General features: G+C 58.7%; 18 protein-coding genes and 1 pseudogene. 6 read left to right on the top strand and 13 right to left on the bottom strand.

The features are described from left to right. Nucleotides 1–41: 41 nt before the first annotated feature. From A9K65_RS08545 to A9K65_RS08515, 7 genes are all read right to left on the bottom strand, one after another. On the bottom strand, nucleotides 42–1,577 hold the full coding sequence (locus A9K65_RS08545) for a sugar ABC transporter ATP-binding protein (RefSeq protein WP_064995518.1): 1,536 nt from the start codon (nucleotides 1,575–1,577) through the stop codon (nucleotides 42–44). 93 nt (nucleotides 1,578–1,670) lie between these two features. Next, complete coding sequence (locus A9K65_RS08540; RefSeq protein ID WP_013529471.1) at nucleotides 1,671–2,702, bottom strand: substrate-binding domain-containing protein; 1,032 nt, start codon at nucleotides 2,700–2,702, stop codon at nucleotides 1,671–1,673. Nucleotides 2,703–2,887: 185 nt separating this feature from the next. Further along, entirely contained in the window at nucleotides 2,888–5,014 is a 2,127-nt protein-coding gene (locus A9K65_RS08535; protein WP_086081297.1) for a recombinase family protein, read from the bottom strand. Beyond that, a complete protein-coding gene (locus A9K65_RS35110; RefSeq protein WP_157678459.1) occupies nucleotides 5,011–5,361 on the bottom strand; it encodes a hypothetical protein in 351 nt (116 codons plus the stop codon). Before A9K65_RS35110 ends, A9K65_RS08535 begins: the two co-directional genes overlap by 4 nt. 49 nt (nucleotides 5,362–5,410) lie before the next feature. Further along, nucleotides 5,411–6,025, bottom strand: a complete 615-nt coding sequence (locus tag A9K65_RS08525; protein WP_245322011.1) for a hypothetical protein — start codon at nucleotides 6,023–6,025, stop codon at nucleotides 5,411–5,413. Nucleotides 6,026–6,715: 690 nt separating this feature from the next. Further along, a complete protein-coding gene (locus tag A9K65_RS08520) occupies nucleotides 6,716–7,585 on the bottom strand; it encodes a hypothetical protein (RefSeq protein WP_064994444.1) in 870 nt (289 codons plus the stop codon). A gap of 10 nt (nucleotides 7,586–7,595) precedes the next feature. Beyond that, on the bottom strand, nucleotides 7,596–8,138 hold the full coding sequence (locus A9K65_RS08515; RefSeq protein ID WP_280953814.1) for a deoxynucleoside kinase: 543 nt from the start codon (nucleotides 8,136–8,138) through the stop codon (nucleotides 7,596–7,598). 717 nt (nucleotides 8,139–8,855) lie between these two features. Between A9K65_RS08515 and A9K65_RS08505 the strand changes: the two genes are divergently transcribed. Next, nucleotides 8,856–9,245: a hypothetical protein gene (locus A9K65_RS08505; RefSeq protein ID WP_086081295.1), complete on the top strand. Its 390-nt coding sequence runs from the start codon at nucleotides 8,856–8,858 to the stop codon at nucleotides 9,243–9,245. Between the two features lie 344 nt (nucleotides 9,246–9,589). Here A9K65_RS08505 and A9K65_RS08500 read toward each other — a convergent pair whose 3' ends face one another. The 6 genes and pseudogenes from A9K65_RS08500 to A9K65_RS08475 all read right to left on the bottom strand — a co-directional run bounded on the left by A9K65_RS08500 (nucleotide 9,590) and on the right by A9K65_RS08475 (nucleotide 18,877). Next, the gene (locus A9K65_RS08500) at nucleotides 9,590–10,525 is read right to left on the bottom strand and encodes a hypothetical protein (RefSeq protein WP_064994441.1); all 936 of its coding nucleotides are present in this window, start codon (nucleotides 10,523–10,525) and stop codon (nucleotides 9,590–9,592) included. Nucleotides 10,526–10,844: 319 nt separating this feature from the next. Beyond that, nucleotides 10,845–10,937: pseudogene (locus A9K65_RS35910) on the bottom strand (pseudouridine synthase); the annotation flags it as partial. 30 nt (nucleotides 10,938–10,967) lie between these two features. Next, nucleotides 10,968–14,087: a helicase-related protein gene (locus tag A9K65_RS08490; RefSeq protein WP_064994440.1), complete on the bottom strand. Its 3,120-nt coding sequence runs from the start codon at nucleotides 14,085–14,087 to the stop codon at nucleotides 10,968–10,970. Further along, nucleotides 14,077–15,915, bottom strand: coding sequence for a phospholipase D family protein (locus A9K65_RS08485; protein WP_245322010.1), 1,839 nt, complete (start codon nucleotides 15,913–15,915; stop codon nucleotides 14,077–14,079). The genes A9K65_RS08490 and A9K65_RS08485 overlap by 11 nt, the downstream gene beginning before the upstream one ends. Before the next feature lie 7 nt (nucleotides 15,916–15,922). Next, nucleotides 15,923–17,125 carry a DUF6361 family protein gene (locus tag A9K65_RS08480; RefSeq protein WP_245322009.1) on the bottom strand — a complete coding sequence of 401 codons (1,203 nt, stop codon included), beginning with the start codon at nucleotides 17,123–17,125 and terminating at the stop codon, nucleotides 15,923–15,925. A gap of 408 nt (nucleotides 17,126–17,533) precedes the next feature. After that, nucleotides 17,534–18,877 (bottom strand): hypothetical protein, encoded by a 1,344-nt coding sequence (locus A9K65_RS08475; RefSeq protein ID WP_245322007.1) that lies wholly within the window; start codon nucleotides 18,875–18,877, stop codon nucleotides 17,534–17,536. A 722-nt stretch (nucleotides 18,878–19,599) separates the two neighbouring features. Here A9K65_RS08475 and A9K65_RS08470 point away from each other — a divergent pair. The 5 genes from A9K65_RS08470 to A9K65_RS08450 all read left to right on the top strand — a co-directional run bounded on the left by A9K65_RS08470 (nucleotide 19,600) and on the right by A9K65_RS08450 (nucleotide 24,841). Further along, nucleotides 19,600–20,766 carry a hypothetical protein gene (locus tag A9K65_RS08470; protein ID WP_064994437.1) on the top strand — a complete coding sequence of 389 codons (1,167 nt, stop codon included), beginning with the start codon at nucleotides 19,600–19,602 and terminating at the stop codon, nucleotides 20,764–20,766. A gap of 133 nt (nucleotides 20,767–20,899) precedes the next feature. Next, a complete protein-coding gene (locus tag A9K65_RS35610; RefSeq protein WP_198327573.1) occupies nucleotides 20,900–21,397 on the top strand; it encodes a hypothetical protein in 498 nt (165 codons plus the stop codon). A 231-nt stretch (nucleotides 21,398–21,628) separates the two neighbouring features. Beyond that, nucleotides 21,629–22,834, top strand: coding sequence for an SIR2 family protein (locus tag A9K65_RS08460; RefSeq protein WP_064994434.1), 1,206 nt, complete (start codon nucleotides 21,629–21,631; stop codon nucleotides 22,832–22,834). After that, nucleotides 22,831–24,642, top strand: coding sequence for an ATP-binding protein (locus A9K65_RS08455; protein ID WP_064994433.1), 1,812 nt, complete (start codon nucleotides 22,831–22,833; stop codon nucleotides 24,640–24,642). Before A9K65_RS08460 ends, A9K65_RS08455 begins: the two co-directional genes overlap by 4 nt. After that, nucleotides 24,632–24,841, top strand: a complete 210-nt coding sequence (locus A9K65_RS08450; RefSeq protein WP_064994432.1) for a KTSC domain-containing protein — start codon at nucleotides 24,632–24,634, stop codon at nucleotides 24,839–24,841. The genes A9K65_RS08455 and A9K65_RS08450 overlap by 11 nt, the downstream gene beginning before the upstream one ends. The last annotated feature ends 63 nt before the right edge of the window (nucleotides 24,842–24,904 follow it).

Here is a 24,904-nt window from a genome sequence, read left to right as displayed (position 1 = left end):
CGGACTTGATCTCGGCGTGCACGAGCGCTTCTCCTGATTCCCTAGGCGACATTCTGGGCCTGCCTTTGAATTGAACTGTCCTGGACGCCCGAGGCGAGCATGATGATGGCTTCCTCGCCGAGCTCGCTGGCGGCGAGTTCGCCGGCGATCCTGCCTTCGCGCACCACAAGAACGCGGTCGCACAAGCCAATCAGCTCCGGCAGTTCGGACGAGATGATGATGACGCCGACACCGCTGCCGGCTAGCTGGCGCAGCAGCCGGTGAATCTCGACCTTGGCGCCGACATCGATCCCGCGCGTCGGCTCGTCCATGATGATGACCTTGGGACTGACGGACAGCTGCTTGGCGATGGCAACCTTCTGCTGGTTGCCACCGCTCAGCGTCGACACAGTGGCCTCGATGCCGGCCATGCGCACGCCGAGCCTGCCGGTCAGCTCCCGCGCCTGACGATCCTCGGCCTTGCGGTCGAGCAGGCCGAGGCGCCCGGTGAGCCGGCCGAGGTCGAGCGCCGATATGTTCGCCGCGATCGGCAGATCGAGGAACACGCCGGAGCCTTTGCGATCCTCAGAGAGATAGACCAGCCCCGCCTCGACCGCATCGCCATAACTGCGCAGCCGCAGCTGCTTTCCGTCGAGCGCGACGGTTCCAGAGGTCATTGGCCTGAGGCCGCAGACCGTCTGTGCGATCTCGCTACGGCCGGCGCCGATCAGGCCGCCTATGCCCAGAATTTCGCCAGCGCGAAGCTGCAGATCGACGTCGGCGAAGCGGCGCCCATCGGAAAGCCCCTCGACCGACAGGAGAAGGCGCCCAGGCTCTTGCGGCGCCAGCTTGTCGGGATAGAGCTGGGTGATTTCGCGGCCCACCATCTTGCGCACGACATCGTCGGGTGAAACGGCGGCTATCGCATCGGTCGCCACGTAGCGGCCGTCGCGGAAGACGGTGACGCGGTCGCAGAGCGAGAAGATCTCGGCCATGCGGTGGCTGATATAGACCACCGAAATGCCACGTTCCCTAAGCCCGCGCACGATCGAGAACAGGCGTTGCGCTTCGCTTTCGGTGAGTGCGGCGGTCGGCTCGTCGAGCATCAGCACCTTGCAGTCGAGCGTCAGCGCCTTGGCGATCTCGACAAGCTGTTGGTTGGAAATGGAGAGGTCGGCGACCCTGGTGCGCACCGGAATGGGCGCGAGCAGGTCCACGACCTTCTGGGCGTCAGCGTAGAGCTTCTGGAAATTCATCAGCGGCGCGCGCCGGCTGTTGATCGCGGCCATGTAGATGTTTTCGGCAACGGTGGCGTCCTGGCAGAGCGCGATCTCCTGGTGGACGAGCGCGATGCCGAGACGTTGGGCGGCCGCGGGCGAGTGGATCGAAACTCGCTCGCCATCGATCAGGATGTCGCCCTCGTCGGGCTGCAATACACCGGCGATCATGTTCATCAGCGTCGACTTGCCGGCGCCGTTCTCGCCGCACAGCGCATGGATTTCGCCGCGCCGCAGCTCGAACCGCACGTCGTTCAGTGCCTTGACCGGGCCGAACGCCTTGGACAGGCCGCGGATTTCAAGAATGGGCGACTGGGTCACGCCATGCTCCTGCGATGCTTGCGGGGGAGGAAGGAGGCCGAAGCCTCCTTCCCGGTTGGTCCGGCCTTGTGGAGGCCGGGGCGGCGATCGAGACTATTCCTCGATGCCCTTGGTGCCGCGACGCTTGAGGTACTTGTCCCAGTAGAAGTCGTCCGCATTGTCCTTGGAGACGATGGAGAAGCCATTGTCGACGAAGGGCACGCTCATCGGGTTGAAACCCGAACGCTTGGCGTCGTTCATCGGATCGATCAGGCCGGGATGCTTGGCCATCCACAACAGCATGAAGCCCATATAGCCCTGCATGCCCTGGTTGGGATTGACCGAGCCGAAGATCTCGCCGGCCTTGATCATGTCGAGGATCTTGGCGTTGACGTCGGCGAGCATGACGCGGATCTTGCCGCCGCCTTCCTTGGCGGCCTGGGCAGCACCGATGGCCGAGTTGGCCTCCGGCATGAAGACGGCGCCGAGGTCCGGATGCGCCTGCGCCAAGCTCAGAACCGCCTGATAGGCCTTGGTCGGATCCTGGTTCGAAGCGGCGCGGCCGACGAGCTTCATGTCAGGCCATTTGGCTTCCATGCGGGCAACGAAGGCGTTGACGCGCTTGTCGTGGTTGTCCTGGCCGGGATTCTCCAGCACCGCATATTCCCCCTTGCCATCCATCGCCTTGGCAACGGCGTCGGCGGCATAGGTGCCTTCGGCATTGTTGTCGGAGGTGATGTAGGAGACGCGCTTGGAATTCGGCGAGTCGGCGGCGAAGGTCACCACCGCGGTGCCCTGCTCGATGGCGCGGTTGATCGGCTCGATGAACGGATCGGAGTTCATCGGGTGTACCAGTATGCCGGCAGGCTTCTGCGCCAGCGCCTGGTCGAAGGTCGCGATCTGCTTGTTGACGTCGTATTCCGGCGTACCCGTATAGGCGGTCTCGCAGCCGAACTGCTGGCCGGCCTGCTTGAACATTTCATAGACCGGGAACCAGTATTCGACGCCCGAGACCATCACGTTCATGACGTATTTTTCACCCGGCTCGCATTTGAACGGGTTAGGGGTTTCGGCGCGTACCTGCATCGACCCGAAGCAGGTCGATGCAGCCGCCGCGATTGCGAGCGTGCTCAGAAATTTGCGCAAGTTTCCTCCCTTGGCCGAAGCCATCCTCAATGACCGTTGCAGGCACTCAGTGAGCGCTGCCGTATGGATTTGATGATGCCGACCTTCCTCCGAAAGCCGACGATCGGGACATTACAGCCCGGGCGCGCATTGTCAATATAATTCACATAGTGAAATATATTTCATACTCTACTTCAAGGGGATTCCTACGCTCCGGTCGACGAGGCTGGGCGCGGCCGCCAAGATGCCGTACGGGCTGGGCAAGGCCTTACCGGCCTTTGGCCGCGAAACCGGAGAGGGTGGCGGAGTATCCGCACGGGGGGCTCGCATGGTACCCTCCCGCCGGCCGCGTCTTTATCGCCTGAAGCCCCCGATCCTGTCTTTGATAGATCTGTTCCGGGCGCAGCGTGACGCTCTCCATATGTCCGCTTGGCCAGAAAGTCGGCTGCAGCTTCGGCTTCGCTTTCGGGGGCCTGAGCCTGGGCAGATCGATGGCCACCCCAGCCGCATATCAAAACGGCGCGCGGGCATTTGTGGCTGGCGGGCTGTTTTTGAAGTTTGGTTTTGGGGAGAGGATTTGTTTTCTGTCTGGCGGCTTGGCTTGGCTGGTTGCGGGCGCCTGATGACAGGCCGGCAGCACAGCACGGCATAAAACAAAAGAGCCCGCACGATGGCGGGCTTTTTTGAATTTGGTTGCGGGGACAGGATGCCCCCTTTGTCATAACATCGTCGGACTGTTGGCTTGGGTCAGGTCTGGCGAGTTCGAGGATGCCGAACAGCTCGCCTCGCAGCTCGGCATGCACCTCGCCGCGCCTGCCGCCGGGCGTGAGCACGATCTCTCCTATTAATGAGCGAAGCGCCTCGGCGGCCGGACGTCCATCCTCGTGGTCGGCAAGCGCTTGCGTGAGTTGCTCGACCCGCTTTTTATAAAGAGTGGCGATGTTGGGATGTAGGTCGGGCACGTCAGTGGGTGACATCGCCAGACGCGCTGCGATCTCCGCCTTCTGTCTCTCCAGGTCTTCCATTCTTGCTTTCATCGAAGGTTGGTACAGGCCATCCTCGATCGCGGCCATCATGCCGGCGATGGCGCGCTCGATCTTGTCGAGTGCCTTGCGGTCCTGTTCGCCCTGCGCGCGACGCTCCTGGTTGAGGCGGTTGGTCTCCTGGGCATAGGCTCTGATCGCCTCGGCCACGGCATCGGCCGAGACAAGCCTTTCCTTCAGGCCTGCGAGGACGCGCTGTTCGATCTTCTCGCGAGTGATGGTCCGGCCATTGTTGCAGATCCCGCGGCGCTGGTGGTTGAGGCAGGCATAGCGGTCGCGCGTGAACAGGCCGTAGCGCCCACCACAGCAGCCGCAGGTGAGCAAGCCGGAAAGGAGGGAGACCGGCCGCTTCATGGTGTGCAGCTTTCTGGCCCTGGCTTTGCGCGTGGCGATGGCCACCGCCTCGAACTGGCTGGCGATGGATTTCTGTCTCTCCTTCACGGCCTGCCACAATTCGTCCCCGACGATCCTGAGATGCGGCACCTCGGTGCGGATCCATTTGGCTGGCGGATTCGCCCGCGACACGCGCTTGCCGGTGGCGGGATCCTTGACGAAGTGCAGGCGGTTCCAAACCAGCACACCGGTATAGAGCTCGTTATTGATGACACCGGTGCCCCGGACGACATGCCCGCGCACGCTGGTGTCGCCCCAGTGTCGGCCGAGCGGACCAGGAATGCCCTCCTTGTTGAGGTCGACGGCGATCGCCTTGGGACTCTTGCCGGCGGCGAATTCGCGGAAGATGCGGCGCACGATGGTCGCTTCCTCCGGCACGATCTCGCGATCGCCACGGACGGGCTCACCTTCGGAATCAAGTTTCTTCACCACACGGTAGCCGTAGCACAGCCCGCCCCCGGCCTTGCCCTTCTCCACCCTCCCTCGCAGGCCACGATGGGTCTTGAGGGCAAGGTCCTTGAGGAACAGGGCATTCATCGTGCCCTTGAGGCCGACATGCAGTTCGCTGATCTCGCCCTCGGCCAAAGTGAAGATGGTAACGCCGGCGAACTTGAGATGCTTGAAGAGGGTGGCAACATCTGCCTGGTCGCGGCTGATGCGATCGAGAGCCTCGGCCAGCACCACCTCGAAGCGGCCGCGCTGGGCATCGCGCACCAGATGCTGGATGCCTGGCCGGAGCACTGTGCTGGCACCGGATATCGCCGCATCCTCAAAGGTTCCCGCCACGCTCCAGCCCTCACGCGCTACCTGCTCGCGGCACAGCCTCAACTGGTCCTCGATGGAGGCATCCCGCTGGCTGTCGGAAGAATGGCGGGCATAGAGTGCAACACGGGTCATGGCGGCAGATCCTCTCTCCTGTTCCCAAGGGGTTTACCATCCGGCTCCCCGCCCTCTCCCTCTCGGCGGCCCGGCCGGTTGTCGTTGGCCGCCAGCCTCACCTCGAATGCCTCCCGCGCCAGTTGCCGGCCGATCATCCGGGCGATATCCAGAACCACCCGATCCAGCTTGGCCGCAGCCATGGGTTCGGGGCGCCCCTTGGGGCTGGCGAGGTCGCCGTTGTCGTTCGCCGGAACTAAAGCCTGTGGGCCGGTCCTGGTTTCCTCAGCCATCGCGGTCGCTCTCTCGATAGTGGATCGACCTGCCACCAGAGGCGTCCGGACGGCGAAAAAAAGCACGAAGTTCATGTCGTAGGGCCACAGCGTGCAATGACTTGCGACTTGCGGTTTCGGCATGTCAGGAGACCGCTACATCACCACGGAACTCGGCCGCGCCTTCCTTTTTCAGCGCCGCAACCAGCTTGACCGCTGACTCCCAATGCCTGGCGACATCGCTCCGCGTCCTTTCCCGGCTTCGGCTACCAACCGGCAAGCTTCCCGCGATCGCTTTCAAGTCGTCCAGTACGGACGCTATGTGCGGCCACGGGAAATCGGTTGGGTCACCAATATCTCGATCAGCGCCGACGATCATTTCTAACTTGGCGATGACGCCGATGAGCGACGTAGCCGCGACTTCGGCGATCGAATCTTGAAGCTTTAGAGCTTCGGTCATCGCAAAGACCTCGGCTTCGCAAGCTATGAGATGCTCAGAGTCGAGACCCGTAGCAGACATTGACAGTTGCCACGGCGTCGGCTCGCCTGCGGTCAATACCTGGATTCCGGTATTTGCGATCATTCGCGCCTCCATCCGCTGCTGAATTCGGCACAAAAGCAATGAGGCATATCGAGCGCGTTGCCACTCGCTCCATAGTCTCAAAGCGGAATCTGTGGCTTGCAGCCCCGTCCTCTCGAGCTCATCGCGTTGCCGGCCGATGACGAAAGGCAAAGTCGTGGTATTGTCGGAATCAACCATGATCCGAGCTCCAAACAGCTTGGGTTGTGGTCAGGCCGAGCGACGTGTTCGAGCACGTTGTTCGGCCGCAAAGCGCGAACCACAATTTACGTACATACCGTACATTACGGACATAGTCATTGTCAAACACGCCCGATGCTATTGATAACAAAACTGAGCGCTTCGAACTGCGGCTTACGAGTGACTTGCTTGCCCGCGTTGACGAATGGCGCCGAAATCAGCCCGATCTTCCCACCAGATCGGAGGCTTTCCGCCGACTTGTCGAAGCTGGTCTAGGCTCTAAGACGACCGGCAAGCCCGAAGCCGACGGCACATAAGTCCCGAGGAATTGGCAGGCGCTCCGGTCTGATCGCCCGCTAGATAGAGCTAGATAGATGCCATTGAGCGCGCTGATGCTTCGGTAAGTGTTCTTGAGCGCGTCACCAACGCGCTAGGAATGGAACCGGAAACAGTCATTCGCAAAGCGAACAGCAGTCATTCAGAATAGGTCCGCGCATAGCCGCTCGCGAGCGCGCCCTAAACCGCGCCGCAGCGAGCGAGCGGTGGGTTTGCGCCTCATTCAGGTATCCCAAAGCGGACATGCCGGCCAAGGGTCTGGACGGGGCACGCAGTAGACAACGCGGTTTAATTTCTGCAGATGCGGAAGATTCCGGAAATGCTAACGCCGCGAGGGCACCGGCTACCTCGCCTTCACGCACCGATCTTCGCAGCCGCGTTACTTTCGATTATCGGCACGCTAGCCGGAAACAATTCGGGCTTCATCGCGCGGATTTCGTCAACGAACCCGTCGTCCAGCAGGTCGGAACGTATGAGTTCTCCGGCATAACGGACGAATGACATTAGTTTGGCGTCGCTCTCCTTGAATGCGCCTTTGACATTGCTAGACACAACAAGCGCGAACGGCCGTCCCAAATCCAAGCTAAGAAGTACCGACGACCTGATCTGCTTGCGCTGTTCGTCCGTCGTGAACGAATAGCTTGCCTTGATGTCGTGGGTATCGCCGACTACGCGCGGCTGCGAGGTGGGGTTTGACAAGACCTTGGTCACCTCGTAGCCCTTCTCGATGTAGAATTTTGCGTTCTGTTCCCGAAGAGACATGCTGCGCGCCACCGTATCATGGTTGGAGTCGAAGTAGCTGAACAGCAGTGGCTCTTTTGCATCGACGAACACGCAAAGCTCGAAGTGAGAGCCGGGAACCCAGCCCTGAAGCGTTTCTTCGACAAATCGCAGCGTACCGGTCACCAATGCCTTGCGCGTTTCAAAAACCTCCCGATTGCTGCGGCGACCATCCTCGATAATGCCGCTTCGGTCCGTTGCAAGACGATGCAACCTGCCCATGGGAAGGAGTTCAGGTTTAACGAAGGTATCCTCGACCAGTTTCTTAAACAGGAATCCTATGCCACCCAACACTGTAGTGTTCATGACGGCGGCTACCGTGCTGCCTCCCGAAAACCCCTTGTCGATCATTGCCCAGATGAGAGACGCTTCGAGGGACATGAAGCCCACGGTCGCGAGGCAAAACACACCGAAGATAATCCAACGTTGGATTGGGCTTAACATCGAATTCTCACTAAAAGGCGTTGATTAGGATCTCAAGCCGACATTTCGAATTATCGAGCCTTACAAGACTCTCGCGGCGACCCGAAATCCATTCATCGTACAATTTCAACTGTGTGCCTAGATGGTCCCGGATTACTTTGGGGTGACCTTCTATGCGACCAGCAAGCGTTTCAATGTCGGCGGAGAGGTAGAGGATCAAGTCGGGAACAGGCATATCTTCTTTAAATTCACAACAGAGAACCCTCAGCCTTTGAAGCGTTTCGTCGTCAATAAGGCCCGACATGCCATGCATCCGGCAAAAGATCGAAAAATCCTCGTCAATACTACGGTCAAACACCACCTTTTTCCGGTCAGGCAAAGCCTTCCATTGAGAGTGCCTGGAACGCATAATCGCTTCTTGAACCTGCGAGCAGTATTGTCCCGGGTCCTTCACGAAATCAGCGAAAAGCTGAGAAGGCGCAGACTCACGGACCACGCTGTACCCAACCGTTGCGAGCAATCCAGCCATAGTTGTCTTGCCGGCGCCTGTCGGCCCCGAGAGCCAAATTATCAAATTGACCTCCAGAATGGAGGTTCGTAGGTAGGATCTCTTGAATGGCCGTTCAAACGCCAAATAGTGGGAGGTCTTGCCGCACTCCCATTATAGAGAGGCCCCCCATCGCCACCTTAAGCTTCTGCAGGCCGCGCAAAGCCGCACCAGCGTCGCCGTCGCCAGGATATGCGCGCAGAGGTGTCAGATAGAGTTGTTCTGCAGCGACGGCTTCTCGGCAGTTACGATCCAATAGCGGATTGACGGCCTCCGGACCCGCATAAGACATGCCCGCTTTGCGCCTCACTTCGTCATTCCAAGCGACCTAGCAATTGCCTGAAAGCGGACGTTAGGTCTTACCGGATAGCCTTCCGTGTCAGGGCGAGTAGGCGACTGAGAAGTTTCTCTATGGGTTTTCCGCACAAGCGGATTTTCCGGAGTAGTGTTGGCCAGCGTTTCCGTCGTTAGATATATCAGAAAGGCATGAGCTAGGGGCTATATCTAACGTAAAGGTTCATGCGGGGGCGGGTTGGGCATGCTGCGGGCAACTTAGATCGGATATCCATTTGTATCCATCTCCTTGAAGCGTGGACTTCGCGGGATTGGAAGCTGTGGAAAAGAATTTGCTGGAATAGATGATACTCACAAAAAATCAGCGCGACGTAATATCGGAAGCTTTTCGCTCAGTGATCGACGAGGTCGTAGTCGAGCATTACGATGCCCTCACGCAGGAGCATCAGCGTGGAGGGCCAGTTTGACAAGGGGTTTCTCGTGCAGTCGAAGTGGCTACACAATGTGGATCCCAAGCTTCCACAGCAATGCCAACGAATGCTCGACATAACCGCAGCGTCCTTTGTGTGGCTTTACGGCGCGAGGGGCGTGCGAATTCAGCGCGCCGAGAAAGTCATTGAAGGGTTGATGCATACTCGTCACCAAGAACGCACCTGGTCTGAGAACCCTGCGAAATTAATGGGCGACGTTCTCGCCTGTCGACGCGGTGACCACAGCCTTGGAATTCCCGCCGGACCTAACAGGCGAGCTCGGCTCACGTCGATGCTGGAACAGATGGCGGCGGGAACCGCCGTCTCGATTGCTGTTAAGCCGTGGGGTGAAGACATTCGCGACATGTGACTTGAAGGCGCAAACGTGCAGTTCTTCTATAGCCAGTGCAGTGGGCAAGTACCCGTTCCCAATTGGCGCCCTCAGATTTGATAGCCGCAGGCCGCCATACGGCCTCGGTCTACCGTCCGACAAACACTGAACGAACGGAAGGTTCGGTCGGCGATGAACGCGGTCTGAACGGCAACGATCGGTCGTATGCCGAAGGACAGCTATTCGCTAGGTGCGAGCTGAAACCAGACCATCTGGAACGGACACCAATCAACTGCAGGAATTTCAAACAGTTATCATGTTCTCCGTAGCAATTGCTCAGGTCTCCTATCAAAGCCGCCCAAGGGGATGACCTAGCCGCCGACCTATCCATTTCCCGAAAGAAGCTGCTCGGGCTTTAGGTGCCATGATGCAATATCCTGGTCGATGAGGTCCCAGTTTGCATCAAGCTCCGGCATATCAGCTTCCGACACCGCAGCCATGTCGAGCCCTTCGAATTGGTTACCCTGGTACACGGCCAGAGTGGAAATCTCCCCGTTGGCAAACCAGAGCCCGATCAAGTCAGCAATCTCCTTGAGAGCTTTGAGCGCCTCCCTCGCGTCTCGTATGTCAAATTCCTCGAGACTCCTCCCCAGACGACTCTCAGCGTTGCCTGCATGAGCGATGTGGGTAGAGGCATATTCGCTGATGCGATCGAGCTCCGCGAGACGTCTTTCGATCAAGTCCAGAACGGCGGGATCGATCAGGTCAGTTTCGCTCCGATCGGCTTCCTTGACCCCGCTGAGATAATCGAAGTCTCTATGACAAAATTCGCTGAGGGTTAGGGCCGGGTCGCCCCATATGGCCTTTCCCGCAGAGGCTTTCACGGCCTGCCAGTTCTCCTGTCGAAGTGCCTCTAGATCGTAGCGGCACATCCGAAGATGCTCGACATAAATGCGCCGGGTGATTTTAGGCCGGCACGCTTTCACGTCGTTGAGGATCGCCCGAAGTGAATAGACCCCACGAGGGCCAACAAGTGGGTGCGGATCGAGCAACTTCCTAGCCCCGAGGAGTAGACTGGACCAGTAGCCTTTTGCCAACAGATCGAAAAGCATCTGATTTAGCGATGGCCCATCACCGTCTGGACCTTCCGCTCGCTGCCGTTGGCTGGCGAGACTGACGATCCTGATCGCTGTTCGGAACGCGGCATGATCCCAGAGCATGGCTCCCATGGCGGTTATGACACCGGTGGTGTCATCGGTGTAGGCCAGCTTCCAGTTTGCAACGCGCTGAAGCAGAGCGTCGTCCGCCTGTTTGCCCACAATGCCCTCTCAGACTTCGAGTATGTACTTGGCCGAACCGGTATAGCGCCCCAAACGGTTAACATCCGAGTAGCTGATTTGAGAACGCTGCGCCCATTTTCGCTAACTGCGTCAGCTTTGGGTCGCTTGGCGTCATCAGTGCATTTACCAACAATGGATCGAATGCCGAACAGCAGCTATCGCTGGGCGACACCCCTGACCGGACCGTCAACTCACGGCCCCGAACTGGACATAGAGCAGATAAGTAGGCAGCGGCGGTTACCAGAGGGGATTGCTCCCCAGCGTCGTCAGGCGAAACGCCTAAGGTCGAAGGCGGTCCATCGCCGATCACCGGATGGCCGATATGGGCCATGTGAACGCGCATCTGATGGGTACGGCCTGTCTCCAACCGGCATTCGACCAGGCTTGTGGCTCGTGCTGAAGGTTGTTTCGAAGCTTCATGCTAAGGCCGCAATCTGATCTGAAGTTCATCGAACTCGCTTGCATCGAAGCCATTGCCGACCAGCCGGACAAGGTGGGCCAGGAGATCGTCCTGTCTTGGCTGCCCAAACGCCAGCCGGTAGACCGTCAGGCTTCGTTTCAGCCATTGGAGCCGCTTCTCCTCTCGGCTCAATGGTATCAGCGGCACGCGCCGCTCTACCTTAGTCGAGCCCTCAAAAATCCAATATGGAATGAGCTCGTCGCGGCTTTTGGTAGCGCGTCGTGCTGCGGCGAACATGGCGGCCCAGGGGTCTGCAGGTGGCTTTCGGCCTTGTCGCACTGCGTGAGCGTGTGCCTCGGCGACGTTCAGGCGAATGGCGTGGCCCTTGAAGCGGTGGACCCGCCCTTCGCGCTGCTCCAGATCGACCGGGTTGCCTGGCAAGTTCCAGTGATAGACCCGGTGGCAATACGGATGGAAGTCCAAACCCTCCTGGCCGATCGAGGTCGTGGCAAGGACGAATGGCCTGAAGGGCGAGTTGAAGGCTTCGCGGACCGTTGACAGCCGAACGGCACCACCTTCCTCATCCTTGAGCTCGGCCAGGCGCATCGCAAACCGACCGCGCATCTTGATTGGCTTTCTGAAGACAATGCGCCCGTTCTCGGCCCTGACGTCGTCGACCTCGATCTGAGATGGGCGAATGGACAGCGCCCTGACCATGGCCTCTGCCACGCCTTTGGCGCGCTCGGTCGGTGACTTGGCGACCAACCCTTCGCCTTCGACGAGGTAATGGGCGTATTCGTCGAGAACGGATTGGAGATTGTGTGCTGCGGAATGGGCGAGAACGCTGCGCCAATAATGCTCATCGCTCTCCTGGCGTAGCAGCGCCACGGTCTCGTGCTGGTTGAACAGGGTCCTGAAACCCCAGGCCACGTGGGCCGCGGCCTCCAGAAGCTCTGGGGCATCCCAGGCAAGTTCGGGCGCAATGCGTCGAATGGCTCGGACCGAGCATACCGCGGGGCTTCCCAGCGCAACATCCACGAGCAATTCCAATGCAGTTTCGCTGCCGTCTTCTCCGATGCCTTTTGCGGAGATCAGCTCGGCGACATGGTCTCGGAAACCTGCTTCATTGCCGGTCGAGGCGAAGGCTCCGCTCCGCAGCCATTCCGATGCCCTATTGCCAGCCGCGACGTCCAGCAACGCCGCCGTCGACCATTCCCAGTCTCGCGCGCTCAAGGTTTCGCCATCCTTGGCCTTGGGAAGCCCAGCAAGACGTTCGGCGAGCTTGTGGCGCAATGCGGTCCGCATCTCCTCGATGGAGGGCCGTTTGGCAGCGGCCGCAAAAACAGCAAATGGGTCGCCCAGTTCGGCCAGCAGAGGGGAGGGATAGATGAGGTTGAGCGTGCGCAGCGTGGCCGGCCGATTGTTGGCATCCAGCCGAAACTGCAAAGGCCGGCGTTTCGCTGCGTCGGAATAGGCCAGCTTTGTTTCCGCAGCGCCCATACGTCGTTCGGCTTCGTAGGAGATGAGGGCTGCGAGCGCGTCCGGGACCATCTGCCAAGCGGAGAAGACCAACGCCTTGGTCAGCGGCGGCGCCTTGGCGGCTTCCCCATAGTAGGGAAGCGACGGGGTGATCCAGAGGTGCTGATCAAGCTTGGCGTCGAACAGGTCCGACATCAGTGCTCTCAGCCGGGCATTACCCGGCTCCACTGGCTGGTACTTCTCGATGTCGTCCATCCGCAGTGCCAACGCTTCCGCCTCGGCAACTGCTGCGACAAGAGCGGGGTTGGGCTTCGCCACCGCGTCCTTAAGCAACTTCTTAAGCTTGTAGTCGCGCATGAAGTTCAGCAGGTAGGGCGCGGACTTCCAGTATTCGATGATCTCCGGCGCCCCAGCGCTTCGCGCGACCTGCGCCGCCACCATCGCTTGACGAAGATCCTCCGCGGCTACCTTCGCTTCCATCTGTGGCTCGCTCAGCATCGAGTCCCTCTCGATGGTGCTGTCGACCCTTTCGGTGCGGCTCATCACCTTCTTGAGGCGAGCTTCGATGCCCTTACGAGCCTTCTTCGCTTGCTTGGTCGCCGCCGGCAACTGCTGGAGGAAGCGTCGAAACTGGCGCATCTCCAGGTCGAGTTCATCAGCGACCGCGGAGGCGCGATCACGACCGTGCAGGAAGCCGATCGTCTTAAGGAAGTCCTTGTAATGGTCGCCGTCATCGGGCGAGTCCTCGGACAGCGTCAGCATCTTGTATGGGGTGGCCGAGAGCAGCAGGGTGCGGGCACCCGTTTCCTGATCGCCATACTCGAAGAGGGCGCGCGCCAGCTCGGCGGCATCGTCCTCGCCCGATAGCAGCTCGCGGAAACGCTGAAATTCGTCGAGGATGATCAAGTCTGGTTGTAACGCCACTACGCAAGCGTGCGAGAGCGTCTTTCTCAGTTTGGCGACCAGGGACGTGCGCGCCCAATTGGATGGCTTCGGGTATTTCTTCCGGTACGTGCCGAAGAGCTCGCACACCTCGCCCAATTCGGCCATGAGCACTTTGTTCTTCGAGACGGCGGACTGGAAGCGATGAACGAGCGTCTTGTCGATGCCTTCCAGGGTCATCTGGCTGACCTGCCAGTTCCAATTCTTTCGGCTAGCGCCCACCTGCAAAGCGTTCTTTAGCGAGGCCAGTGGTGCCAACGGTTCGAGTAATCGCAGCAGCAGCGCGCGCTCTTCCATCACTCCGTTCGACGAATGCAGGTTGAAGGTCGTGCCGGGCGTGAGGCTGATGAAGTTCACGCCGTTCGCGTTGATTGTGTTCTTCTCGCGCATCCGCAGCGGCATCAACGTGATGCGCGTGGGCAGGGCCATCGCTTCCTTGCCCATCACGTTCAGCCGGTTGAGGTTCTGTGCCGCAATCGACTGATTGGAGCAGATGTAGACGATGTCGATGCGCTTCGCTTTGGGCCAGAGCATCTCGATGGTCTTGGCGACGATACCGCGGGCGACCATCGTCTTGCCAAGGCCGACCTCGTCGGCAACGAGGAATTGGCGCACTTGGTCGGACCCGTGCAAACGGTCGAAGACGTAGTCAACCGTTCTGCGTTGGAAGTGCTTGAGCTGTGCCAGAGATAACGACGCATCGAAAGGCTCACCGCGCATCTTGAGTCTCCAAGACCGTGCGGAACACCCGCCAGAGTTCCTTGAAGTGCGGTGGGAGGCGGTCGTCGGTGTCGTCCTTGGCGCTGGCTTCCATCCGGGTCACGAGCCGATCGACGGCGCCGAGGCGCCCGTCACCAGCGCAAAGGGCACGCATGAGATCTTCAAGGATTGGCTCGTCATCTGCGCCGGATCCCCAATCCCCCTTGGCGTTGCCGTTCGTCTTGTTGGGCGGCGGCAGTGGATGTTCGATGAAGGACGCCAGAAGGAGCCGAAGATAAGCCATGAACTTTTGTCGGCTGTCGACGACCCAATTGAGGATGGCAAGATCGCGCTCCTCCGGCATGCCCTCGACGTCGAGACCCGTGCTGAAGATCTCGCTGCGACCCGTTGCGAGATCAGTGATTTCGATCGCGATGAAGCGGGTGAGGTCAACCAGCGGGACCGAACCGAGATCGATGGGAGAGTCGGTTCGGATGCCGTCAAGCACGTCCTTGGCGTGACCTTCTCCAAGAGTGATCGGCCACGCGCGAATCCGACCGAGCTCTTCAAGCTGCAAACCGTCACTCGGGATCAGCCACAGCCGCCAACGCTTGGTATCGTCCTGGAGCGCTTCGCAGCGAAGCGACAGTACTCCGCGTGCCAGAGTTCTTCGTGCATCGAGAAGGCGCTGCTCGGCAGCGATCTCTTGGGCTGCAGTCGCTTCGACCTCGTCCGGCTCGAATGCCCTCAACATCCTGCCGAAGCCCTGGTCGCCCAGGATGTCGTCGATGGAGCCGAGCTTGGACTTCTGACCATGGAGGCTCGCGAAAACCTCCACGTTCCGAGTCGACTGTCCCCGTTTGTTGAGAAGGGCGGTACGGGTGGCGTTGCCCGACCCCAGCGTGAGCGTCGTGCGTCGGCCTTCTTCCTGAACGAAGATTTTGGCGTGAAGGCCCTGCTGCTCATTCGGCAGAGGCTCCTCGCCATCGTCGCCTTCTGCCATTTCGTCGAGCACCAGGACCTGCTCGAACTTGCCCAACGTCGCCTTAGGGATGCAGGCAAGCTGGTCGGGCCTGCTGATCAGTTTCTTAGCCGCGCGCGGTGCCAAGGCAGCCAGATGCTCCAGGGCCTCTTCGTCAATGAACGGGGACATCACGGCGATGCTCCTGCTCTTGGCTGGCTTCCAGCCCCCGGCTCCAATGCCATTGACGTGTAAATCTAAGGCGTCGCAGCCCGGAGGCATGTCCCATTCGACGTATCTGAGTTCGTCGGCCATCGCCAAGGTCATGCGTCGCCGCGCGTCGTCCATCGATCCAACGGCCATGCTTGGCAATTGTTTAAGCAGATCGTGCAGTGGCCTGTTGCCAGCGGAGGGCCTCGATAGGACCGTCCCATCGAGCGACAGCGCAGCGTCCCAGGATCTATCGCGCGTCAGGTTGCGCGACAGGATCAGCAAGCGCATTTTAATTGGATCGTCGTGGTCGAGCGGCTTGAAGCGCATTGCCCACAACTTGGGATGGAAGCTGCCATCGCCCGGCGACTTCACTTCAACGATGGTCTTCTCAAGGAGTGAGGTCAGGCGTGATCCCTCGCCCCTGTCGGCATGGATCTGCCCGGCATCGGCGTAGACGACAAGTCTTTTAGCGGTGCGTTCAACGGCTTCGAGCAGTGCGACGTGGTCACTCAGGACATCGTCTCGGTTCTTAGACACCAAGAAGGCAATGCTGACCGAGATTGCCAAGGCCGTCTCGAAATCCATGGAGAAGGTTGTGGCCACCCCGCAATCGAACTCGTAGCCCGGGGGAGCCTTCAGGCTATCGCCGTAGAGAAGCCGCGTTTCCGGATCCAACGTCGACCTAGCCACGGGCAAGGTCCTGCAGATGACGGCTCGCTTGCGACCAGCGGAACTGGAGGCGGTAGGCGCCGGACGCCCCCTTCCAGCGGCTCAGTGCTGCCTGGTTGGTAAAGCGCGACAGTCCCTTCTTGAGGCGCCGCTCTCGCTCCTTCACCAATGCCAGCCCCTTGGCCTTGTTTCGCTTGAGGCCGCCACTGATCTTGAGCAGGTCGGTCCAATCGGTTACGAACCGTCGCGCCGGTTCGAGCACCCGATGCGCGGGGTGGCGGATCTCGTCCCAGAAGTCTTCCAGCGACCAGTGCTTCAACCGGGCAAGATCAAGGTCCTGCTGCCACTTCGCGATGCCCGACTTGTAGTCCTCGACCCAGTCCTCCTTGCCCCGGAGCTGGCTGAGCTGCAGATTATAGTGAAGGGCAGCACCGTACATGGCCTCCGAGAAGATCGAGGCGTGCTCGACGAGCCGGCGCATGCGGGCCGGGAATTCGGAGACGTGCGGATGTGCCCAGATGTAGCCGGCCCGAGCATTGCCGCCCTTCCGAGCGAGGAAGGTCAGCAAGCTATCGGGATTGCTGGCGTTGAGGCGGTCCACGATGAATTCGGCTTCCTCATCGCTCAGTGCAAAGCTCGTGTTTTCGAAGAGGCCTTTTGGCGCCGCGGGAAGCTGCGGATGCCACAGCGCTAGCCTGGAACGGTTCGCATCATAGTCGTCTTCGGCGTGGTCCCTGCTGGACTCTTTCGGCCAGGACGGCAGCGAAGCGGCATAGGAGTCGATGGATCCGGGGAACAACCGGATGCCCCAATTCTCCAATCCAGCCCAATAGACGCTGGCCGGCAGCCTCTTCAATTCGCGGCCGGCATTCACGCCGATGACGCCATTGCTCTCCATGCCTGTGACCAGGGCATTACGAAGCTTGAGCTGATCGGACCGCATCTGATCCAGCACCTCGATGGAGCTGCGATGCCGAGGAAGCCGGGAGAAGATCCAAGGCACGAACAGCATGTAACGGAGGCGAGTTTGAACGGTGCTGGTGCCGGGGAAGAGGTGATCGGCAATTGAATCCCGGATCGCGCCCAGCCCCAGCTCGTCCCTTGCCTCATGCTCGGTGAAGAGCTGCATCAGTGCGTTCGCCCGCTCGCGCTCCTTTTCGTCGAAATCAATCCATCCGATTGAAGACAAGAGTATCCCCACATGTGCGGTGCACACGAAAAACTAAATGTATGAAGCGCTTGGTGCGCCCCTTCACGAGCCATAGCAACGTGCACGAATAAATAGATTCGAGCAATTAGGGGGTAGAGGTATTAGTCAGGTTTTTGCTGTTTTGACGCGCAGTGGAAGAATGCGTCGAATTATGGCTGGTAATCGATAGAAGGGCCTCGCATGTATGAGCTGCGTGGATCGCCGCGAGCTCCAAGCAGCGGGGATGATGGCGCAGGATTGGCTCTAATGAAAGAGGGGTGCGTAGCAAGAGTTAGGGGGCAGCGTCGATGCTTCTCAACCGGCCCCTTCGCTTCACGGAAGCGGGCACCTTAACGCCAAGCGCTTTCCGAAAGCGGACAGTCCGGATGCGGTCCCGTTGCCGCCAAGAACAAGTCTAGGCAGCACAAATCTGGTCTAGACGAATTTTGCCTGGTATCGCTCCTGCGGTGCCAGCCAGCTTTCGATGAAATCTAGCGGGTCGACGCTTTCCATCATTGCCCTCGCGAGAGCCAGACGCTCCTCCAGGCGCTTTCGGCGATCTTTGTCGTCCGTAGTGTTCAACCGCTCTTCGGCATCCACGAAAAAACGCTCTACCGTCATCGCCTTGCCCCACCGTTCAATAATTTCCGCAAGCTGCTGCTGGCTATCTGCTAGTGCCTGAGCCACCTTGCGGGCGTCCTCCTGCTTTAGATAGCGCTCCCACTCCTCCTCTCTTTCTTTCTTCCTCTTCGCCGCCGCCACATCCTCGGCGTCCATAAGGCGCTGAACAGTGCCCTTGGCCGCCTTCACTGTTTCCACGATTTTCGGGATCAGAGCGTCAATCGCTTCATGCTCGGTCTCTTGCCAGGTCACGGACCAGTCGACGCCCTTTTTCGGCGAATAGGCAACAACCCGAAAGCGCCCGCAGGGCATGTCCTGCTCGTTTGTCCAGGAATGCGTTAGCTGCCAAGGCTTGGCGGACCGGATGAGCCTGCTGTCCTCCCGATGGTATTCGCCATCGAAGTATCGCACCGTCACTCTTTCGGTCATTTCGGTGATGGCGAGCCCGATCGGCACCGTGTCAACATAGAGGACGGTAGGTCGATCCGGAGCCCAGATGCTCCCGGAGTGATAGTGCCCGTATTTGCGATCCTTGCTCTCCACCTCCTGTTCTTTGATGCGGATGCGATCAAGGTCGTCGGCAGGCGGCGCGACTTGAACGCGGTATCCCTGTTCGTCCAACGCGAGATAGAGATCGTTGGCGATCGAGAGTGCGCGAAGCAACTGGGTCTCTGAGGAAATCAGATCCGGCAGGATTCTCTTGTAGGGCCTGAGGAACTCGCCCTGTTTTACGTCGCGTGTTTTTCGCATGTGCTCTTCAACGCCGAAGAGCAGCCGATGGCGCGCCGGGCGATGGGGTTTCGCGGCAGGTCTGGCCTTGCGAACAGAGCCTTCTTTCGCGGTTCTCTTTTGGCGTGGCTTTGGAGTCGGCGACGTTAGCTCAATCAGTTCGTCCGATGCCGCCGGCAGTGGCGGCAAGTCTACCGGGAGTCCGAGCAATTTACGCGTCCAATATCCCGACCCAGGATAGGGAACCTGATATCGCTTACATATCGATGCCAGCACCGTGCCGGAAATTCCGAGCTCTGGAGCGATTTTGCTGAGAGGCCTCTCGCAGACTTGATTGTAAAGCTCAAGGCGTGTCAGTTGCACGGCGAAATACGTCTCAATTCGATCGTGGCCGATATCGCACCGCGAGCAGCGGCTGGTGATGCACATCGCTCGTCATTCGCCTACCAGCGATTTGGATAACTTTTAAGACAGCGTGGCGCCGGCGTATCCCTTCATAGTAACCGGCCCAACGTTCGCACTTTGAGCGATCGAGGTCGCAGACTGCCGGTCAAAGATGCGATCTCGACAAGGATGCAGGCTGCCCTCATGCAACGCGGCAGCCATCCAGGGCCTAACCTCACGGCGGTGAGGAACCACTTCCAAATATCCGTGGACAATCGCAATCGTCGATTGAGAAGCACATTGTAAATTGTTGAGCTAAAATAATTGTTTCGGATCTTAGCGCACATTGCGGCAAAACCTCACAATGTGCCGAGGGCGCAGAAAATACTAGCAAAAACAACCAGCCGACCGCAGCACAATGTGCGCCCTTTTATCTTGCCATCGATCTTCGGTCGTGTTTCGCGACCTCCCTCGACAGCACGAAACCTCGCTTTGCCACGCGGGAATGTCCGACTACCCCCTGTTGCACGAGGAACGACGAAAAGAAGCAGAACGTCTCCAGAGCGCCCCGCTAATGCTCACCGAGAGCGCTGCTAGGCTGCAGCCAATCTGCAGCCGCCAGATGACGTAGGCGCATCCCTTGGCACGATCTGGGGCACACTGGAGTTGCCAGATTTGACCTTGGATGGCACTGGCCGGCCTGTCATATCGACACTGCAATGGCGTGCAAAAAGAAGCCTGGCTGAACAACATGGAGGTAAGCCGACGTGTGGCAGAAAGACATTCTTGTGTTGCCAGACGATCTGATTGCGTTCGCCTGGTCTGCGCCAATGCGGGACTTGGCGGCGAAGCTCGAACTGTCCGACGTCGGACTGAAGAAGCTGCTGACGCGATGTGGAGTTGCGTCACCACCGCAAGGCTATTGGAACAAAGTCCGCGCCGGAAAGAGGGTGCCTGCGCTGCCCAAGGCACTACTGCGGCGCCCCGGTGAATTGGGTCGAGCGAGTGTGGATGCACGCTTCAAAAAGGTGCTGTCGATTGCAGCCCCTCTCCCATCAAATGGGCCATTTGCATCCGCCTTGGTTCCAGAAGATCTCGAGGAACTCCAGGCACAGGAGCTGAAGGCGATTGGCAAAATTTCCGTCCCTCAGTCGCTGGACAGGCCGCACAAAGGGCTCGTCCAACTGCTCAAGCAGGAGCAGCGTCGGCGCGACAAAAATGCAGAGCGCGAGTGGACCATTGACGAACCCAAGTTCGACAATCCGGTGGGCAAGCGGCGGCTGAAAATCTTCAATGCGCTGTTTTTGGCTCTCAGCAAGCGCGGCCATGATGGGGGTGCCTACGAGCGCGACGGAGAAATTCATGCGCGAGCAACCATCGGAGACACCTATCTTGGATTGGACATAAGAATAGTCGGCAGCCACCGCACAGTGCGTCAGTACGGGTATCTGCGGCCGGCGCCAGACCTGCCAGCATCAACCCCGCTTGCCCTGCGGATAGATCCTGGTTTCGACCGCAAGAATACGGTTTCTTGGCAGGACGACGGTGACATAAAGGTTGAATCTAGGATTGCTGAGATCGCGGCTGCGATCATCGTGGCGGGGGAGAAGAAGTTCCGACTTGGCCTGCGGGAAGCCGAGGAGCGTGCAGAGCGGGAGCGGATTGAAAAGGAGAAACAGCGCGAGGAATGGCTAGTCCAACTCAACCAAAAGCGCGTGCAAAACCTGCGGACCAGCGGGGAGTTGCTGCGTCAGGCTGAAGACATTCGCGCACTTGTTGAGCGCGTCCGTCGCGCGATCGATGAAGGTTCGGCTGATATCGATGCCTCGGCGCTGGACGCATGGCAACGTTGGGCCCTCGCAGAGGCAGACAGGATCGATCCAGTGCGGTCTGGTCAAATTCTAACGCATCTCAACGAGCCGTCGCTATCGTAAATCGGCGACGCCCATCTGCCCGGCTGTAGCCGAACATCGCAGCGAGCGATTTGAAATAGCGAAGTGAAGAGACGCGCGACGCCGTGGATCTTACACTACGAAGTTTGCACCTTAGCATTTTCAGATCGCGCAAATGACGATCGAAGAACGCAAATATCCCACTGAGCTTGCATCCCCGCAGCAGCTCCACGAGCTGGCGGAAGAATATCGCAAGGCGGCACACCTGCTCCTGCAACAAGGCCGGCCCGGCAAACCGTTGACACGCGCGCCGTTCAGATTGTCGGCAATCCATGCGATCGAACTCTATCTGACCGCGCTCTTGCTCCACTGTGGGCACAATCCCAATCAGATCCGCAAAATGCAGCATGACCTGTCGGCGCGAACAGAACACGCATTGGAAGCCGGTCTGCGTCTTCGCACGAAAACTGCCACCCATCTTCATGCGCGTGAGCGCGCGGCAGAGTGGGGCGAATGCCGGCGAGCGCAACTCGGCTTGGCGTCGAGCGGAGCAGATCGGACAAGTTCAGAAAATGATGGTCGTGGGCGGTCTTGCGAGCGGGCGGTCCCGCTTTGCGCAGGCGGCATTCCGCCTGCTCGTGCCGACATTTACGACTGGACCTCACGCCGATGAACAGATCGGCTGCAGCGAGAAGCTTGATCGGCTCATCCAGACGTGGGTGCTATGATCGAGGCGCGTTCGAATTCCCTGTCGACATTGCCGACTGCACTCAGAAACTTAGAAACTTCAAGTTATACCAAATATATTCAACGATTTAGAGCTGTGCCTGCTTGCGTTTGGGACGAAGCTGCTTACACGTGGGCGGCCGCCCCATAGACGTCAATTGCCTGCAGAGGAGAGCATATGAGCGTCAATGTTCACAATCCCGATCAGTATATGGCTTCCCTGCGAACAATCATTGCCCAAGGAAGAAAGAAAATTGGTTTGTTGATTGGCGCGGGTGCCCCTGCAGGAATGCGCAAGATCGATGGTACATATCCGTTGGTACCGGCGGTTGCAGGGCTGACCAATCAGGTTCTAGCAACCTTAGCGCCGAAATATGGTGCACAGATCGCCGGCTTGAAGGCAGAGCTTCCCAAAGATGACATTGAGACCATCCTCTCCCGAGTCAGGTCTCTCGCCAAGGTCATCGGGAAGAGCAAAGTTCATGATCTAGACGGACCCGGTTTCGAAAAATTTGGTGAAGAAATCTGCGCAGAAATCGGCAAGATCGTGGATGCTCGACTGCCTAAGCCGGAGTCAGCGTACTCTGATTTAGTCAACTGGATAACGGGAACGTCTCGCGACAGCGCCGTGGAGATATTTACTACGAACTATGATCTTCTGCTCGAGGAAGCCTTCGAGGTCGTCGGCGCTCCTTACTTTGATGGTTTCACAGGCGGCCGAGAACCGTTTTTCGATCCCGTATCGGTAGCAAGGAATGACCTGCCCGCGCGTTGGACACGTTTGTGGAAACTTCACGGCTCGCTCGGTTGGTGTGCAGGGGAGAAGGGAGAAGTTATTCGAACCGGAAAAAGCAGCGCCAGCCACTTGGTATTTCCAGAACATCTGAAATATGATCAAACGCAAAAGGCGCCGTATACTGCATTGCTCGACCGCCTTAAGACGTTCCTGGGGACGGATGACACGCTTCTCATATCCATCGGGTTTTCATATGCTGATGCCCATGTCGCTGCACGGATCGACGAAGGTCTAGCAGGGAACACCTCTGCTAGTGTGTTCGCCTTCATGTTCAAGGCGCTTGATGAAGAAGTCGCGGCATGTGACCTAGCGAGCAAGCGTCCGAATTTCAGCGTGTACGCTCGGGACAAAGCCATGATGAATGGCACCCCCGGGGCTTGGGTTGTTCCTGCCGAGCTGCCGAGCAAAGACTGGGGTCCGATCCGCTCAACTTATTGGGGGAAGCCGCAATCGGCCGACCCTGATCAGTTTCTGCTTGGAGCTGTGGAGCCGTTCTGCAAGTTTTTTGCGGCGTCGCGTTCGGCACAGATCTTTTCGCCTATTCCCGCACCTACCGCTTCCGTCCCAACCCTCGTCGTCCCCGTATGAACGCGCCAACGCTTCTGGGTCATGTGGGGGCAGTTTCCGGCTCCATGATAAGCGTTCGGCAATTCGCCGGAATTTCCTCCGGCATCGCCATCATAGGGGGTAGAAGTTATCGCGTTGGGCAGGTCGGAAGCTTTGTCCGGATTCCGCAGGGCTACCATGACCTCTACGGTATCATTGCAGATGTTGGTGCGACCGCGACTCCGGAAACTTTGAAGGACGCCGCTGCCCGCGGGGAACGGTGGATGACCGTCCAACTCGTTGGCGAGATCGTGGAGGCCGCATTCGAGCGTGGTGTCAGCCAGTATCCGTCTATCAACGACGAAGTTCATCTCGTCACCGAAGCGGACCTCGAGAAGATTTATGGCACCTCGGAAGCGGGCCAGGTAACAATCGGGCGGCTGACGGCTGCCGAAAGCATTCCGGTCCGGATCGACCTTGACCGGCTGGTAACGAGACACTCCGCAGTCCTTGGATCCACAGGTTCGGGCAAGTCCACAACCGTAGCGAGCTTGCTGCGCTCAATCTCATCAGGACAAGGTGATGAGAAGTCCTTCCCGTCAGCTCGTATCCTGCTGCTTGACGTTCACGGCGAATACGGAAAGGCCCTGAGAAATGTTGCGAGGATTTTTCGGGTCAATCCGACTGAAGGAACAGAACCACTTTTCATTCCTTACTGGGCTATGGAAATTGGCGATCTGCTGAATTTCCTGATGGGAAAGAGCGAGGAAAAGGCACTCTCTGGGATTCTTGATAAGATAGTAGATGCCAAGCGTGCCGTGGCGACGGCGGCTAATTTCCCCGGCTTTGAAGTAAATTCGCTTACCTCGGATAGTCCGATACCGTTCAGCTTAAAGCAACTTTGGTTTGAACTGATAGACCCAGAGATAAAGACTTGGCTTGATCAACAGCGCAGTCAGACTGCAAAGACTGAGGATGGTGACGCAGACGCTCTGAAACAGCCTCAGTATCCCCTTCCTGGGGCGGGCAGTTCTCCACCCTTCACGAACAATGTTGGGGTCCTTTCTATTCGGAGGCAGCTAGCCCTCCTTCGATCGCGGTTGCTCGATCGTCAATACGATTTCATGCTTCATCCTGGAAAGTGGGAACCGAAGCTTGATGGAAGCGTCGAGGCAGACCTTCCGCAATTGCTTGAGGGATGGATTGGCCACGACCGCCCCATAACCATCTTAGACCTATCGGGCATTCCGAGCGCCGTGATGACGAGGCTCATCGGTGGCATCCTGAATATCATCTATCAGGGTCTATTCTGGGGGCGGGAACTACCGGCAGGCGGACGCAAACGTCCCCAATTGATTGTGATGGAAGAGGCCCACCGCTATCTCGGAAAGGATGGCGAAAGTCCGGCTCGCGAAATGGTCCAAAGGATTGTGAAAGAGGGGCGGAAATTTGGTGTTGGGGCAATGATTGTGAGCCAACGTCCGTCGGAAATTGACGACACGATTCTCTCTCAATGCGGAACGTTCTTTGCGCTCCGCCTGTCGAACGGGAGTGACCGTTCCAAGGTGCAGGCTGCGCTGCCGGATAATTTGAGCGGTGTCATCGACAGTCTTCCCGTTTTGAGGACGGGAGAAGCGATTGTTATTGGAGAGGCCGCTCGCCTTCCCGTCCGGTGCCGCGTGACGCTACCTCATGAGAATGATCGGCCAAATAGCGGTGACCCACTGGTGGCTTCCGCTTGGTCGGAAACGCAGACAAAGGCTGACTATGAAACGCTCGTCGCGGCTTGGCGCGCGCAAAATGCCAAATGGAAGAAACCATCGACAGAAGGGGGACAAGATGGAACGTGAACCAGTAAGTTCGTCTAGCATCGTTTCAATAGGGTACGAGCCTGAAAGCGAAACTCTGGAAGTTGAATTCAAAAACTCCGGCATCTACCAATATTTCAACGTGCCGTTGTTCATGCACGAGCGCTTGCTTATGGCAGACTCCATCGGAAGTTTTTTCAACACAGAAATCAAGGAAGCGTACCCCTGTTCCAAGATGTGACTTGCCGCAGCCAGGTGACCTGTATTGGTCACGGACCGAACATCATTGTCGATCTCTTTTACG

Origin of the sequence: Mesorhizobium sp. WSM1497 (assembly GCF_001672455.2) — a bacterium.
GTDB lineage: Bacteria > Pseudomonadota > Alphaproteobacteria > Rhizobiales > Rhizobiaceae > Mesorhizobium > Mesorhizobium ciceri.
The sequence above is the reverse complement of the archived record's forward strand: the minus strand, read 5'-3'. Positions and strand labels throughout refer to the sequence as shown.

What these genes read in the sequence shown, in the direction of transcription:
- A9K65_RS08460 (WP_064994434.1), top strand. Translation starts at nt 21,629, where the DNA reads ATGAGCGTCAATGTTCACAATCCCGATCAGTATATGGCTTCCCTGCGA.
- A9K65_RS08525 (WP_245322011.1), bottom strand. Translation starts at nt 6,025, where the DNA reads ATGGTTGATTCCGACAATACCACGACTTTGCCTTTCGTCATCGGCCGG.
- A9K65_RS08520 (WP_064994444.1), bottom strand. Translation starts at nt 7,585, where the DNA reads ATGTTAAGCCCAATCCAACGTTGGATTATCTTCGGTGTGTTTTGCCTC.
- A9K65_RS35110 (WP_157678459.1), bottom strand. Translation starts at nt 5,361, where the DNA reads ATGAACTTCGTGCTTTTTTTCGCCGTCCGGACGCCTCTGGTGGCAGGT.
- A9K65_RS35610 (WP_198327573.1), top strand. Translation starts at nt 20,900, where the DNA reads ATGACGATCGAAGAACGCAAATATCCCACTGAGCTTGCATCCCCGCAG.
- A9K65_RS08535 (WP_086081297.1), bottom strand. Translation starts at nt 5,014, where the DNA reads ATGACCCGTGTTGCACTCTATGCCCGCCATTCTTCCGACAGCCAGCGG.
- A9K65_RS08455 (WP_064994433.1), top strand. Translation starts at nt 22,831, where the DNA reads ATGAACGCGCCAACGCTTCTGGGTCATGTGGGGGCAGTTTCCGGCTCC.
- A9K65_RS08475 (WP_245322007.1), bottom strand. Translation starts at nt 18,877, where the DNA reads ATGTGCATCACCAGCCGCTGCTCGCGGTGCGATATCGGCCACGATCGA.
- A9K65_RS08490 (WP_064994440.1), bottom strand. Translation starts at nt 14,087, where the DNA reads ATGCGCGGTGAGCCTTTCGATGCGTCGTTATCTCTGGCACAGCTCAAG.
- A9K65_RS08450 (WP_064994432.1), top strand. Translation starts at nt 24,632, where the DNA reads ATGGAACGTGAACCAGTAAGTTCGTCTAGCATCGTTTCAATAGGGTAC.